The 14,245-nt window shown below is 69.5% G+C and carries 12 protein-coding genes and 1 pseudogene; 10 read left to right on the top strand and 3 right to left on the bottom strand.

The features are described from left to right. Positions 1-135 precede the first annotated feature (135 nt). The 5 genes from EHS43_RS21150 to EHS43_RS21130 all read left to right on the top strand — a co-directional run bounded on the left by EHS43_RS21150 (position 136) and on the right by EHS43_RS21130 (position 5,404). A complete protein-coding gene (locus EHS43_RS21150) occupies positions 136-1,104 on the top strand; it encodes a cyclase family protein (RefSeq protein WP_125192335.1) in 969 nt (322 codons plus the stop codon). Then, positions 1,101-2,486: an FAD-binding oxidoreductase gene (locus tag EHS43_RS21145; RefSeq protein WP_260470635.1), complete on the top strand. Its 1,386-nt coding sequence runs from the start codon at positions 1,101-1,103 to the stop codon at positions 2,484-2,486. The genes EHS43_RS21150 and EHS43_RS21145 overlap by 4 nt, the downstream gene beginning before the upstream one ends. A 2-nt stretch (positions 2,487-2,488) precedes the next feature. Next, positions 2,489-3,445: a fumarylacetoacetate hydrolase family protein gene (locus tag EHS43_RS21140; protein WP_125192334.1), complete on the top strand. Its 957-nt coding sequence runs from the start codon at positions 2,489-2,491 to the stop codon at positions 3,443-3,445. 150 nt (positions 3,446-3,595) lie between these two features. Further along, positions 3,596-4,579, top strand: coding sequence for a LysR family transcriptional regulator (locus EHS43_RS21135; RefSeq protein WP_125192333.1), 984 nt, complete (start codon positions 3,596-3,598; stop codon positions 4,577-4,579). A gap of 54 nt (positions 4,580-4,633) precedes the next feature. Further along, positions 4,634-5,404 carry an SDR family NAD(P)-dependent oxidoreductase gene (locus EHS43_RS21130; RefSeq protein WP_185806342.1) on the top strand — a complete coding sequence of 257 codons (771 nt, stop codon included), beginning with the start codon at positions 4,634-4,636 and terminating at the stop codon, positions 5,402-5,404. A 198-nt stretch (positions 5,405-5,602) separates the two neighbouring features. Here the strand turns inward: EHS43_RS21130 and EHS43_RS21125 are convergent, their stop codons facing one another. The 3 genes from EHS43_RS21125 to EHS43_RS21115 are packed head-to-tail and all read right to left on the bottom strand — an operon-like array spanning position 5,603 to position 8,336. Continuing rightward, positions 5,603-7,135, bottom strand: coding sequence for an MFS transporter (locus EHS43_RS21125; protein ID WP_125192332.1), 1,533 nt, complete (start codon positions 7,133-7,135; stop codon positions 5,603-5,605). Between the two features lie 11 nt (positions 7,136-7,146). Next, entirely contained in the window at positions 7,147-7,560 is a 414-nt protein-coding gene (locus EHS43_RS21120; RefSeq protein ID WP_125192331.1) for a VOC family protein, read from the bottom strand. A 5-nt stretch (positions 7,561-7,565) separates the two neighbouring features. Continuing rightward, a complete protein-coding gene (locus tag EHS43_RS21115) occupies positions 7,566-8,336 on the bottom strand; it encodes an SDR family NAD(P)-dependent oxidoreductase (protein WP_185806341.1) in 771 nt (256 codons plus the stop codon). A gap of 575 nt (positions 8,337-8,911) precedes the next feature. On the opposite strand from EHS43_RS21115, the gene EHS43_RS21105 reads away from it, so the two are divergent. The 5 genes and pseudogenes from EHS43_RS21105 (at position 8,912) to EHS43_RS21080 (ending at position 14,017) form a co-directional block, all read left to right on the top strand. After that, positions 8,912-9,298 carry a family 43 glycosylhydrolase gene (locus tag EHS43_RS21105; RefSeq protein WP_125192330.1) on the top strand — a complete coding sequence of 129 codons (387 nt, stop codon included), beginning with the start codon at positions 8,912-8,914 and terminating at the stop codon, positions 9,296-9,298. Next, positions 9,274-9,642 (top strand): hypothetical protein, encoded by a 369-nt coding sequence (locus EHS43_RS21100; RefSeq protein ID WP_125192329.1) that lies wholly within the window; start codon positions 9,274-9,276, stop codon positions 9,640-9,642. Before EHS43_RS21105 ends, EHS43_RS21100 begins: the two co-directional genes overlap by 25 nt. Before the next feature lie 278 nt (positions 9,643-9,920). After that, on the top strand, positions 9,921-10,211 hold the full coding sequence (locus tag EHS43_RS21090; protein ID WP_125192327.1) for a hypothetical protein: 291 nt from the start codon (positions 9,921-9,923) through the stop codon (positions 10,209-10,211). Positions 10,212-10,408: 197 nt separating this feature from the next. After that, a pseudogene (locus tag EHS43_RS21085) lies at positions 10,409-11,578 on the top strand (IS3 family transposase). 213 nt (positions 11,579-11,791) lie between these two features. Next, positions 11,792-14,017 (top strand): NACHT domain-containing NTPase, encoded by a 2,226-nt coding sequence (locus EHS43_RS21080; RefSeq protein WP_185806340.1) that lies wholly within the window; start codon positions 11,792-11,794, stop codon positions 14,015-14,017. The last annotated feature ends 228 nt before the right edge of the window (positions 14,018-14,245 follow it).

The raw sequence follows: 14,245 nt of genomic DNA, 5'->3' as shown, positions 1-14,245 counted from the left end.
GTCTCAGAGGACCAGGAACCCAGAGGGGTCAGCCCGGTGCCCACGAGGCCGCCGCAAACCGCACCACATCAACAGTCCTGGCCGCCCCTGACGAAGCCAACCGGAATCGCTTACTCAAGGATTAGGACGTACCCGATGACTCTGGGTCCCATCGAGGAAGAGCTCGCCAAGGCCCGTGCCGCCTACCGCAACTGGGGCCGCTGGGGCGAGGACGACGTGCTGGGCACGCTGAACTTCCTCGACGACGCGATACGGGCCCACGCGGCCGGGCTGGTGCGGCGCGGGCGTTCCTTCTCGCTGGCGCTGGAGTTCAACGAGGACGGACCGCAGCGCGGGTTCCGCGGCCGTATCAACCCGGTGCACTACATGAAGGACACCGGCTCCGACGCGGCGGCCGGCACCCAGGGCTTCCCGCACGGCTTCGGCGGCGCGGACGACCACGTCGTGATGCCCCTCCAGGCGTCCACCCAGTGGGACGGCCTCGGTCACATCTACGACAACAAGCAGGCGTGGAACGGCCGCCCGTGCACCATCGTCAACGGCGACGGCGACTCGGTCACCGGCATCGAGCACATGCGCGACGCCTTCACCGGACGCGGGGTCCTGCTCGACGTGGGCCGCGCCGTCGGCGACGAGCACGGCGAACTGCCGGACGGCTTCCCGATCCTGGAGGAGCACCTGCGCGCCACGATCGAGGCGCAGGGCGCCACGTCCACGGTGCGCCGCGGCGACCTGGTGCTGGTGCGCACCGGGCAGCTCGGCCGGGTGCGTCGGCTCGGCGACTGGGCCACGTACGCGGCGGGCGACGCCCCTGGGCTGTCGTTCACCACGCTCGGCTGGCTGCACCGTACGGAGATCGCGGCCGTCGCCTCCGACACCTGGGGCCTCGAGGTGCGCCCGTACGAGTTCGCCGAGCCGGCGATGTCCCCCCTGCACCAGATAGCGATCCCCAACATGGGGCTGCCGCTGGGCGAGATGTGGGACCTGGAGGCGCTGGCCGAGGACTGCGCGGCCGACGGCGTCCACGAGTTCCTGCTGGTCGCCGCGCCCCTTCCGGTCACCGGAGCGGTGGGCGCCCCCGTCAATCCGATCGCGGTCAAGTGAGCGAGACCTTCATGAACGACAACCGTTTCTCCGGCACCCTGCACCTGCCCGGCGACCAGAGCTTCGAGGAAGCCTGCGTCGGCCGGGTCTTCAACGCCCGCCGCCCCTCCGACCGCAGGCCTGCCGCCGTGCTGGAGGCCGTCACCGAGCAGGACGTCGTCGAGGGCGTGCGGCTCGCCCTGGAGCGGGGCTGGCAGGTCGCCGTCCGCTCCGGTGGCCACAGCTGGGCCGCCTGGTCGGTGCGCAAGGACGCCCTGCTGATCGACCTGGGCGGCTTCCGCGAACTGGCCTACGACCCCGACACGCGGATCGTGTCGGCGACACCCAGTGTCAAGGGCGGCGACGAACTCAACCCCTACCTCGCCGAGTTCGGCCGGTTCTTCAACGGCGGTCACTGCCCCTCCGTCGGCATCGGCGGCTTCCTGCTGCAGGGCGGGCAGGGCTGGAACGCGCGCGGCTGGGGCTGGGCGGCGGAGAACATCGCGGCGATCGACGTCGTCACCGCCGAGGGCGAACTGGTGCGCGCGGACGAGACGCGGAACAGCGACCTGTTCTGGGCGGCCCGCGGCGCGGGCCCCGGCTTCTTCGGCGTCGTCACCCGCTTCCACCTGCGCACCCGGGAGCTCCCCCGGCATCTGGCGCACACCGTGCACGCTTACCCGCTCGACCTCTTCGACGAGGTCATGACCTGGCTGCACGGCATGCACCACACGGTCTCCGAGCTGGTGGAGATCGTCGCGGTCACCCAGACACCGCCCGACCGGGACGAGCCCGTCCTGCTGGTCACGGGCGTGTCGATGACCGACACCCCGCAGCAGGCCGCCGAGGCGCTCGCCCCGCTGCACGCCAACCCGTACGCCGACCGGGCGCTGTTCCGGGTGGAGGCGCAGCCCACCACGATCGCCGAACAGCTCACGGGCCAGCGCACCGCCAACCCCGAGGGGCACCGCTATTTCGTCGACAACGCCTGGCTGACCGGGCCGGCCGAGGAGGTGGTGCCGGCGATCCGCAAGGCGTTCACCGAGCACCCCACCCGGCGGACCTTCACCATCTGGTTCTCCATGGCCCCACTGCGTCAACTGCCCGACATGGCCTTCTCCTTGCAGGCCGAGATCTACTGCGCCGCTTACGTCGTCCATGACGAACCGGGGCGCGACGCGGAACTGCGGACCTGGCTGGACGGGGCCATGGAGGCGATGCAGCCCGTGACCGCGGGCCAGTACCTCGGGGACTCCGACTTCACCGTCCGACAGCTGAAGTTCATGGGCGACGAGCAGTGGCGGCGGCTCCAGGAGATCCGGGCGGTCCGCGATCCCAAGGGCCTGTTCGCCGGTTACCTGAGCACCGGCACGGTCACCAACACCAACCACTGGGAGCAGTAGGCATGCGTTTCGCGACGTACGAGTACCAGGGCGAGGAACGCGCCGGGGTGGTCCGGGACGGCATCGTCCATCCGCTGCCCGAGGGGGTCACCGTCCTCGCCCTGATCGAGCGGGAGGCGCTGCGCACGGCCGGCGCGGAGGCGCTGCGGCAGCCGAGCGGCCTCACGGTCGACGAGGTGCGGCTGCTGCCGCCGCTGAAGCCGCCCTCCATCCGAGACTTCGTCGGCTTCGAGGCGCACATCGAGGGCGTGTCGAAGTCGCTGGACGGCCTCGAGCACGTGCCCGAGGAGTGGTACCGGGCCCCCAACTTCTACTTCACCAACCCGCACGCCGGCTACGGCGCCCACGACGACGTCCCCATGCCGGCGGGCTGTTCGGATCTCGACTTCGAACTGGAGGTCGGCGCGGTGATCGGACGCGCCGGCCGGGACCTGACGCCCGAGCGGGCGCGCGAGCACATCGTCGGCTACCTGGTCTTCAACGACTGGTCGGCGCGCGATCTGCAGAAGCCGGAGAAGAACCTCGGCCTGGGCTTCTCCAAGGGCAAGGACTTCGCGAACACGCTCGGCCCCTACTTGGTCACCGCGGACGAGGTGGCGGACCGGCGGGACGCCGACGGCTTCCTGGACCTGGAGATGACGGTCACCCTCAACGGCGAGCTGATCGGCCGGGACACCCTCGCCAACGTCTCCTGGACGTTCGAGGAGATGATCGCCTACGCCTCCCGGGACGCCTGGGTGCGCCCCGGGGACGTCCTCGGCTCCGGCACCTGCGGCTGGGGGGCGCTGGCGGAGTTCTGGGGCCGCCTCGGCGAGCGGATCCCGCCGCCGCTGGCGCCCGGCGACGAGGTGACGCTGACCGTCGAACGACTCGGCACGCTGTCCAACCGGGTCGTGCCGGGGCGGGCGGCCGCCTACCTGCCGCGGGCACGCAAGCGGGGGCGGACCCCCCGGCCGTAGCCCACACCCCTCCGACCAGCACGTATCCAGGGATCCGATGGCAGCCATCGGGTCCCTGTGAATTGTCCACCCGACCCTTCCTCGCCGGGAACGCCCCGGTTACGCTCCGATTTCACCGAGCTTCAACGACGCGGCCGGAAGGAAACACGGATGGGTCTCGGAGCAATCGACCTGAATCTTCTGGTGGCGCTGGAAGCCCTCCTGGAGGAGAAGAACGTCACCCACGCGGGTGTGCGGCTGTCCACCAGCCAGTCCGCCATGAGCGGCTCGCTGGCCCGGCTGCGCCGCCACTTCAACGACGAGCTGCTGGTGCGGGTGGGCCGGGAGTACGAGCTGACGCCGCTCGCGGAGCGGCTGCTGCCGGTCGTGCAGGCCTCGCTGCACAAGGCGGAGGAGGCGCTGTCCCTGACCCGGCACTTCGACCCGACGCGCAGCCGGCAGCGCTTCTCCGTGGTGATGTCCGACTACGTGATGACGGTGTTCGTGGAGCCACTGCTACGGGTCATCGCCGAGGAGGCACCCGGGGTGCGCATCGACTTCCACTCCATCGTGGACGGGCAGCTGGAGAACGAGACCCATCTGCGCTGCCACGACCTGATGGTCGTGCCGCTGGGCTACCAGCTGCCCGGTGTCAGCGAAGCCGTGATGCACGACCGGTTCGTGTGCCTGGTCGACCCGGACAACCCGCGGCTGGTCGACGGACGGCTCGGCCTGCGCGACCTGGCGGAGATGCCGCACGCCGCCTGCGCCATCGGCAAGAGCCACACACCCGCCGAGCGCCAGCTGGAGACCCTCGGCATCACGCCGAAGGTGCAGGTCAGCACGCCCGGTTTCAGCGTGCTGCCGTTCCTGGTCAGCGGCACCGACCTGGTCGCCCTGGTGCCCGAACGGCTGGCCCGCCGCTACGAGGGCTTCGCGCGGTGCGCCGTCGTGCCGACGCCGTTCCCCGACGTGCCGCTGGTGGAGGCCATGTACTGGCACCACAACCGGCACTCCGACCCCGCCCACCGGTGGCTGCGCGAGACGGTGCGCAGGGTCGGGGCCGCCCTGGGCGACCCGCCGCAGCCCGAGATCGTCCCCGTGGATGACAGGCATGGCGAACACGCGTTTCCGGAGCTGAGCGCCGCTTCCTAGCGTGGACGCGAGGAGCCCCGGGAGAGTGGGCTCCCGCACCCGTGGGAGGAAGCCGTGAGCCGCATGCGTCTGTCGGGCCGGACCGTCGTCGTCACCGGGGCCGCGCAGGGACAGGGAGCCGCCGAGGTCACGGCGGCCGCCCGGGAGGGCGCGACGGTGATCGCGACCGACGTCCTCGACGAGGCCGGGCAGAAGCTGGCGGCCTCGTCGCGCGCTGACGGCCTGGACGTGACCTTCGCGCACCTGGACGTGACCTCGCCCGAGGACTGGGCCGCGCTCGCGGCCAGCCTGGAGGCGGTGCACGGCCTCGTCAGCAACGCCGGCATCCCGATGCGGGCCCGCCTCGGCGAGGTGGACCTGGCCGACTGGAACCGGGCGTTCGCGGTGAACACGACCGGCGCACTGCTCGGCATCCAGGCTCTGATGCCGTTGATGCCGCCCGGCTCCTCCATCGTCAACGTCGGCTCGGTCGCCGCCCTCACCGCCCACCACGCCGTCGCCTACACGGCCAGCAAGTGGGCGCTGCGGGGACTGTCCAAGGTGGCGGCGCTGGAACTGGCCGGCCGCGGCATCCGCACCAACCTCGTCCACCCCGGCTACATCGAGACGCCGCTGATGTCGAGCGCGAACCCGGTGTTCGTCGAGGCGCACCTGTCGATGACACCGCAGGGACGGCCCGGCACGGTCGACGAGGTGGCCCCGCTGGTGGTCTACCTGCTCTCCGACGAGGCGTCGTACGTCAACGGGGCGGAGATCACGGTCGACGGCGGGTACTCGGCACACGGTGGCGTGAAGGCCATCACCAACGCGCTGGACGCCACCTGACCTCAGCCGCCGGCCACAGCCCCGCCGGCCGGACACCGCGGACGGTGCCGGCCGGCGGGGCTCACGCATGTCGTGCCGCGGCCCTCACGCATGCCGTGCCGCCGCCTTCACGCATGTCGCCCCGGCGGATGCGGTGCCGTGCACCGGGCACGCGGAAGAGGCCGGGGCTCGGCCCCGGCCTCCGAACCGCACGGATCGTTACGCGGACGCGGGCTGAACCGACGGTTCGCCCGCCTCCGCCGTGGAACGCGAGGTGCTCTTGCGCACCAGCACCAGGGTGACCAGCGCACCCAGCAGGGAGGCGCAGCCGCAGACGGTCACGCCGAGCGCCATGCCGTGGGCGAGCGCCGCCTGCGCGGCCTCCCGGGCGGCGTCGCTGCCCGCGTTGACGACCGCGAGAGGACCCGCAGCCGCCTCCATGCCCGCGTCCGCGCCGCTGAGCTTGCCGGCCAGGGCGGAGGACGCGGCGCTCATCGCGACGGCGCTGATGACGGCCGGGCCGAGCGCCTGGCCGAACTCGCGCACCAGGCTGGTGGCGCCGCTGGCCATGCCGGTCATGTTGAGCGGTACGGCGTTGACGGCCGCCGAGGTGAGGGAGGAGACGACGCAGATGAAACCGACGCCGAGCAGCAGCACCGGGCCGATGAAGGCGGCGAGGGAGGTGGTGGTGATGGGCAGCGCGGCGATCCAGAACTGGCCGGCGGCCATCGGCAGCAGGCCGCCCATCAGCAGCCAGCGCGGCTCGACGCGGGTGAGCATGCGGCTCAGCACGGGCGCCAGCAGCAGCGGGATCAGCTGGAGGATGACGAAAGGCATACCGGCCCGCAGTGCGCTCAGGTGCATCACGGCGCCGAGCCGGATGGAGACGCAGTACGCGGTGCCGATGAACCCGAACATGCCGGCCAGCGCGACGACGGCCGCGGCGGCGAACGACGGGATCCTCAGCAGGTCCAGGTTGAACATGGGGGACGCCGAGCGCTTCTCCGCGACGACGAAGCCGGCCAGCGCCACGGCGGCCAGGGCGAGGGAGCCGATGATCGCCGGACTGCTCCAGCCGCGGTCGCCGCCCTCGATGACGCCCCACAGCAGGGCGGTGAGGCCGACGGCGACGGTGATCTGGCCCGGCCAGTCCAGCGAGCGGCCCTCGGGCGCCTTGGAGTCGGTGACCATGAACCAGCTCGTGACACCCACGATCACGCCGAGGACGATCGGTGGCACGAACGCCCAGCGGAAGTCGGCGACGGTGGCGAGCACGCCGGAGGACAGCGGGCCGACGGCCGAGGCCAGGGAGATGCTGAGCGCCCAGGTCGAGACCGCCTTCGCGCGGTCCTTCTGCTCGGGGGTGGCGGCCGCGATCACCGCGAGGGAGCTGGGGAAGAGCGCGGCGGCGCCGATACCGGCGAGTGCCTGGCCGCTCCAGAGCATGGTGACGTTCTGGGAGGTGGCGTTGAGGAGTTCACCGAGCGCCAGGACGAATCCGCCAAGAACCAGCAGACGCTTGCGGCCGAAGAGATCGCCGACCACGCCGAAATTCAGTTCAAGAATCGCGGTGGGGAGAATGAAGGCCAAAGTGACCCAGGCCACCTGGGAACCCGACGCACCGAATGCGGCTTGGATATTGCCGTTGATCGGCGAAGGCACCGTAATGCACAGCTGTGCCGCCGCCACGGCGAGACAGCACGCTATGAGTGTCCCTCTGTCGAGCTTTTTCAGGGAGATCGAATCCGTCATCGTGCGTGCCCTCACTCTGCGTTCTTCTCTATGATTTCGATGAGATTTGCCTCGGGGTCGGTGACCCAGGCCATGCGCACACCGGGCTCCGGGGAAGGCCCGGGAGGCATGACCTCGCCCGCTCCGTGGGCCACCAGGGCCGCGTAGACGGGGTCGAGTTCGGGGGTGGTGACCGCGAAGTGCCCGTATCCCTCGGTCAGGGCGGCGGTCAACGGGTCCGGCGCCCTGAGGCCGGGCGCGGAGCCGGGTCTGGCGAGGAGTTCGATGCGCCAGCCCTGCGGGTGTTCGAGGACGACGCCGCGCAGGCACGGACCCTCGAGGTGGAAGGTGAAGACTGATTTCAGCCCGAACGCCGTGGTGTACCAGTCGGTCTGGGCGGTCAGGTCGCGCACGTTGACGCCCACGTGGTCGAGTCGCACGGTCACGGCGTTCAGCCCGCCATCGCGCTGTCGCCGCCGTCGACCATCAGGTTGGCGCCGTTGACGAACGCGGCCTCGTCGCTGCACAGGAAGGCGGCGGCGCGGGCGATGTCCTCGGGCTGCCCCACCCGGCCGACCGGGATGCGCGCCTCCAGCTGGGCCCTGGGCCCGTCGGGGTCGTCCAGGAAGGGGGCGGTGGCGGAGGTGCGGGTCATGCCGGGGGCGATGGTGTTGACCCGGATGCGGTGCGGGGCGCCGGCCGCGCACAGGTGCTTGCTCATCGCCAGCACCCCACCCTTGGCGGCACCGTGCGGCACCATCGGCATGAACGGCGCGCCGCGCACGGCGGCCACCGAGGCCACGTTCAGGACGGCGCCGCCGCCGCGCGCGACGAGGTGGGGCCAGGCCGCACGGGTACAGAAGTACGGGATGTCCAGTTCGTTCTTGATCGTGAAGTACCAGTCCTCGGCCGGCATCGTCTCGAACGGGCCGTTGCGCAGCGCGGAGGCGTTGTTGTAGAGGATGTCGATCCCGCCGAAGGCCGCGATACCGGCGTCGATCCACTCACGGGCGCCGTCCTCCGTGGAGAGGTCCACGGGAGCGAGGGAACGCATGACGCCGCCGGCCTTCTCGACCATTTCCACGGTTTCGGCGGCGGTTTCGGCGTCGATATCACAGCCGAATACGGTGGCGCCTTCCGCAGCGAAAACCAGCGCCGCGGCCCTGCCGATTCCGGCTCCCGTCCCACTGATCAAAGCGATTTTCCCGGCCAGTCGACCCATGATTTCCCAAGTCCCTTGCTCCCGTGCCCGCCGGAGTGCGGTGGTGGCAGCGTAAGGAGGGGGTCGGTCCGGAACAAGAATTCGGTCGGCGAAGGTCCATCGGGCGTACGTATGGCAGGTATGCGGCGCGGCTCCGAAGGTCTGCGCGCGGGCCGCCCGGACGAACGGACCTCGTTCGCCGCGGCCGGCGCCGCAGCGGACACCAATCGAGGCCGATGGCGCGCGATCAGGGAGTCTGCAATGACGCATACCCGGAGTTCTGGCTGGTCCTGGGCACCTCGGCAGCCGAGCCTGCGCTACCGGGGCTGATGCGCAAGCTGCCGTTCATGGGCGCAGAGCGGCCCGGGGGCGGCCCGGGGTCGGCCTGGTCGTGCCGACCGGTAACAGTTTCGCCCTCGACGGCGCGGCGACCTACCTCTCGCTGGCCACCCTCTACATCGCCCGGCCACCGACACGTCGCTCTCGATCGGCCGGCAACTTGGGCTGCTGGCCGTCATGCCGCTCACGTCCAAAGACGCCGCGGGCGCCGCGGGCGGTGGTTTTCAGCGCCCGCGGCGTGCCAGTGCGGCATCGGCATGTACTCCTCGACCGGCCTGACCACCTGGCACTCCGAGGGCGTCTTCCAGCCGACCCTGGGCGGAAAGCAGATCAGGACACCGAAGCCGCAGGTCGAATGGAGCCCCGGACTGCACCAGTACGTCATCTACTTCATGGTCAACAGCTCCAACCCCTCGGCGACCGGTGGCCTCTACTACGCCCGTTCCGACACGCCCGTCGGCCCCTGGAGCGACATCCGGCAGGTCGCCGACGACCACCTCGCGCACGACTACGACATCACTACCGGCCCCGACGGAAATGCGTACATCGTCACCGACACCTTCTCCGGCACCTTCGACAGCACAAAGGGCAACGGCTCCCTTCCCCTGTGGGATTTTGGGTGCCGCAGCTCGACACCGACATGACCGCCACGACCGGGACCCCGACCAAAGCCATGAGCGCGGTGGACTTCGAGGCCGTCGGCTTCTTCGAGCACGCCGGGCACTGGTACATCCAGGGCGGCCCCACCTGCGGCAACTGCGAGGTGCCCGTCACCTACATCACGGCCACCGACCCCCTGGGCAGCTGGACCAACGAGGCAGGAGACACGGGAGCCGCACTGACGTCGGGGACCGTCGTCTCGCCCAACGGCTGCGGAGGCCAGAACAAGGCGGCCAGCGTCCTGCCCTCGGCAAAGGACCGGTCGTCCTGGCCTCGGTGTGGGGCTACCGAACAGGCCCCAACAGCTACGTTCAGGACGGCAGGGTAAGCCACGGCGACAACAGCCAGGCCATCTCCAGCACCTACTGGTTCCCCGTCTGCTTCGACCGGGACCACCACATCAAGCCCTACACCTGCTCCGCGACCGTACGGGTGCCCCTCGCCTCCACGGTGCGCCGTACGCAGTACCAGCCGGACTGCCGGGTAGGTGACGACGCCTGGATGTAACAGACCCTGACCATCGCCCGGAGCCACGACCGCGTCCTGCGGATCCCTGTCTTCCAGCGGACCGACGACCTCGGCCCGTACAGCCAAAACGGACCCGTGATGAACTCATCCCTGGTCATCGACGTGCGATTCGCCGACGGGTCCCACAAGAGCATGTCGTACCAGCCCAGCGACGTGTCGGGGGCTCCGGAAGTCGTCGACTTCCCCCTGGACGGCGTCAACGCCCGGGGCGGTCACGCAACCATCACCCTGAGCACCGCGGCGACCAACGGCTGCTACGGGGTACTCGTGACCCCGCGCCCCGACCGTGCCGCCTCTGACACGTACTCCGTCGTCCGGAACGGCACGCGAACGGAGGCTCCAGCAGCGCGGCTGTGCCTCAACAGCTGACACACCCGCCGCCGACTTCATCATGCGGGCGACGTGCAGGTTCGTATTTCGGGTGTCCTTGTCCGACCCTTGGGACGGCAAAGTGACACGCCACGGGTCTCTGCCGCGCTGTCCTGAACAGACAACGGGGGTCTGCCGCACGATCGGGTGACATCTGAACTGGCTTGCCCTGTGGGGCGGGTGGGAAGGATGTTGCTGTGCCCAAGCCTTATCCGGAAGAGTTCCGCGAGGACGTCGTGCGGGTCGCGAGGAACCGTGGCCCGGGTGTGACGGTCGAGCAGGTGGCCAAAGATTTCGGCGTCCATCCGATGACGCTGTGGAAATGGATGCGCCGCGCGGACATCGATGACGGATCCAGGCCCGGGACGACCAGCCACGAGAGCGCGGAACTGCGGGAAGCACGTCGGCGGATCAAGCTGCTGGAACAGGAGAACGAGGTCTTGCGCCGGGCGGCGGCCTATCTGTCGCAGGCGCATCTGCCGGGAAAAGGATCTACCCGCTCGTGAAGGAGCTGGCCGTGGACGGGGTGCCCGTCACGGTTGCGTGCCGGGTGCTGAAGCTCGCCAGACAGCCCTACTACCGCTGGCTGGGCAAGCCGGTGACCGACGCCATGGTGCAGGAGGCGTATCGCGCGAACGCGCTGTTCGACGCGCACCGTGACGACCCGGAGTTCGGCTACCGGTTCCTTGCCGATGAAGCCCGTGGCGCCGGAGCCGGGATGGCGGACCGGACTGCCTGGCGGATCTGCCGGGACAACCGCTGGTGGAGCGTGTTCGGGAAGAAGCGCGGCAGGAACAAGAAGGCTGGCCCGCCGGTGCACGACGATCTCGTGAACCGCAGCTTTACCGCGTCCGGCCCGAACCGGCTATGGCTCACGGACATCACCGAGCATGCCACCAGCGAAGGGAAGTTGTACCTCTGCGCAGTCAAGGACGTCTTCAGTAACAGGATCGTGGGCTACTCCATCAACAACCGGCCCCACAAAATCCTCGGCTGGAAGACCCCGGCGGAGGTGTTCGAGGAACAGCTACGCTCGCTAGAACATCCCGGTGTTGCAACCACCAGTTGAACTCGCCCAATTCCGGTCCCGCAAGTTCGTCCAGGCCCTCGACCGTCACCGGATGATCGGCTCGATAGGACGGGTCGGAGCTGCAGGCGACAACGCGGCCATGGAGTCCTTCTTCAGCCTGCTGCAGAAGAACGTCCTCGACCGCCGGGCGTGGGCAACCCGCGAGGAACTACGGATCGCGATCGTGACCTGGATCGAGAAGACCTACCACCGGCGCCGCAGACAAGCTGCCCTCGGCCGGCTGACCCCCGTCGAATTCGAGATCGTCATGACCGCACCGGCCCTCCAGGCCGCGTGACCGAACCTGTCACCCGAACCTGCAGCAGACCCACGGGTCCTGTCCCGTCCAAGGCGAGGGTGACCGGCTCGGGCATCTGGCCGTTGAGTGGTTATGCGAGGGCGCTGGATGGTGGCATGGTCGGTATGCGCCGTGACCGCCGGTGGGTTGATGTCCGTGTGGGCCCTGGGAGGTTCTGACCAAGTCTCCGCCGCCGCTTCGGTGGTCGGGACTGTGGCCGGCCTGCTCGGGTTCCTGGCAGTCTGGGCGTGGCGGGGCAAGCCACACCACAAGAGCTCCGACACGGAGCAGATCTCGGAGACGGCGAAGACACTTGCCCGCGTTGTCCGGCGCCAGTGGGAGGACGAGGCCATCCTCCGGCAGCTCTTCGCCCCTGCACCCCTGCCCGCGGTCTGGACACCTTGCCGGCGCGGGGAGCTCACAGACCATGGCACACAGGCGAATACCGCAATCCGGTGCCACGCGCACGACCCCGACGAGCTGATTGAGACCTTCCAGAGAGCCACGCGTCAACGCATTGTCGTACTGGGGCCTGGTGGTTCGGGAAAGACGACCTTTGCGATCCTGCTACTTATCGCACTGCTGCGGACACGCGATTCCGATGACCCGGTGCCAGTGCTGTGCCCTCTGTCCTCCTTCGACCCGTCACGTGAGAACGCTCGGGACTGGCTGCAACGCCGCGTCACTGAGGACTACTCCGCACTGAGCGATGTCCAGCGATATGGCACCAGCTCCATCGTGGAACTGCTCACCGAGCACCGTCTGATCCCCGTCCTCGACGGGCTGGATGAGGTACCCGCAGCTCGCCGAGCAGCGGTCCTGGCAGCCCTCAACGAGACCTTGCCGGCTGACGCACCGCTCGTACTGACCTGCCGCACCGACGACTATGCGCGCGCCGTACGGGAAAGTGCGCCCCTGGCGAACGCAACTGTCCTGGAGCCCACGCCGCTCGGTATCGGTGACGCACTCGCTGCGCTACGCCTGGCCGCTCCCACCCAACAGCGTCCCGCATGGGACTCCCTGGCCGATCACCTCACCCGGAACCCCGAATCGCCGGTCGGCCACGTCCTGACCAGCCCTCTGATGGCGACCATGGCCCGATCTGTGTACGCCGGCGGAGACCGTGACCCCACCGAGCTGACCGACCTTCGCCGCTTTCCCGATCTTCCTGCCATTGAGCGCCACCTGCTGGATGCGCTCATTCCCACTCTCTATGCGCGCTCCCGGCGACAGGCCCCTACCGGGGGCTGGGGCCCCGACGAAGCGCGGCGCTACCTGGCGTTCATTGCGCAGGGACTGAGTAGACAGGGCGCCTTCGACTTTGCCTGGTGGCAGCTCCATACGTGGAGCTCCGCGCTGACCAAGCCCTGGCGGCGAGCCGCTACTTGGCTGGCGATCACTCTTGTTGGACACCTTGTCACCAACCCGTTCCTGGTGCTCTTCTTCGGGGCGCCACTTGAGATCGTGCCGATGTGCATGGCGCAAGCGGCTGCGGTCGTGCCCATGTTTCTCCTCAGCAGCCGGGTATCGGTCCTCCCGACGCGGGTGGGGCATCGGACTGGCTACTGCGCCCTTGTGGCCCTCAGCGGCGGTTTGGCCGCCACTCCTGCCACCGTGCCCTTCCTCCCCGGCACGAACCTCGCGCACAGGTTCCTCGGAGCCCTCGCCTTCGTCGGCGTGTGCCTGTGGCTGGTCCTCCTCGCCGCGGGCCTGCCCGCTCCGCCGGAACTGCCAAACCGCGGCCGCCCCGGCATGTCCCGGTGGCGGCAACGACTGCCCCGCGCACTGGGTAGCGTGGCATGTGTCGCCGTCTCATCCGCTGTCTTCTTCACGAGCTACGCGGCATACGTGCACCGCGATGGAGAAGCTCGCTTCCTGGGCAGTCTGCGCGACGGACTGGTGATCGGTGCCGTTCTGGGAACGGGACTCGCCCTCTTCCGCTGGATCAGGTCTGCCTCCGCTGCCAGCGACAGCGAAACCGCCGCAGAGACGCTGCACGCTGACCGTCTCCTCGCACTGCTCGGCGCAGGAGCGTGCGCCGTCCTGTTCGTCCTGCCTGACGCCGGTGTCAGGACGAGTATCTGGTTCCCCAACACGGTTACAGATCTCGCGATCGTGACCGCTTTCCGGCTCCTCGACATCGGGGCCATCGGGTTCGTCCTCGCACTGGCCGCCTGCGCCTGGCCGTACTACGTCATCGCCCGGATCCAATTCGCTGCCTGCGGGCACCTGCCCTGGCGGCTCCAGGCATTCCTCGCAGATGCCCATCGCCTCGGCATCCTGCGCAGAGTGAACTCGACCTACCAGTTCCGCCATGCCCGACTGCAAAGCCGCCTCGCCGAAAACCCTCGGCTGCCGGAGCAACGCACCCCTCTTAACCTGCTGGGCGCACAGCAGCCTCCCGGCGATGCACAGGCGTCAGGCTCTCCACCGGGATAGCCACAGCGCCGTGGCTGTCCCGGTCACTCTCAGAAGGCGAGCCGAGCTCCAGCACCCTCGCACCTGTCCAGCGCCGATGGCGCGGAAGGGCACCGGAAACGCCTTGCCCCGTGGCGGCGCTGGGCCGACCGCGCCGATCCGCCCAAGTCCCGCGGCCCGGCCCCGTCCCCGCGCCCGCCTTCGACGTCCGGGGCGTGTACGCGGCGATCGAGGTGGCCTGTCTCGACG

This window comes from Streptomyces sp. RP5T (genome assembly GCF_003933965.1).
Taxonomy (GTDB): Bacteria; Actinomycetota; Actinomycetes; order Streptomycetales; family Streptomycetaceae; genus Streptomyces.
This window is presented reverse-complemented; position numbering and strand designations above follow the sequence as displayed.

Bases quoted from the DNA above. Each gene is read 5' to 3' on its own strand.
- EHS43_RS21150 (WP_125192335.1), top strand. From the start codon at position 136: ATGACTCTGGGTCCCATCGAGGAAGAGCTCGCCAAGGCCCGTGCCGCC.
- EHS43_RS21140 (WP_125192334.1), top strand. From the start codon at position 2,489: ATGCGTTTCGCGACGTACGAGTACCAGGGCGAGGAACGCGCCGGGGTG.
- EHS43_RS21135 (WP_125192333.1), top strand. From the start codon at position 3,596: ATGGGTCTCGGAGCAATCGACCTGAATCTTCTGGTGGCGCTGGAAGCC.
- EHS43_RS21125 (WP_125192332.1), bottom strand. From the start codon at position 7,135: ATGACGGATTCGATCTCCCTGAAAAAGCTCGACAGAGGGACACTCATA.
- EHS43_RS21115 (WP_185806341.1), bottom strand. From the start codon at position 8,336: ATGGGTCGACTGGCCGGGAAAATCGCTTTGATCAGTGGGACGGGAGCC.
- EHS43_RS21105 (WP_125192330.1), top strand. From the start codon at position 8,912: ATGTACTCCTCGACCGGCCTGACCACCTGGCACTCCGAGGGCGTCTTC.
- EHS43_RS21090 (WP_125192327.1), top strand. From the start codon at position 9,921: ATGAACTCATCCCTGGTCATCGACGTGCGATTCGCCGACGGGTCCCAC.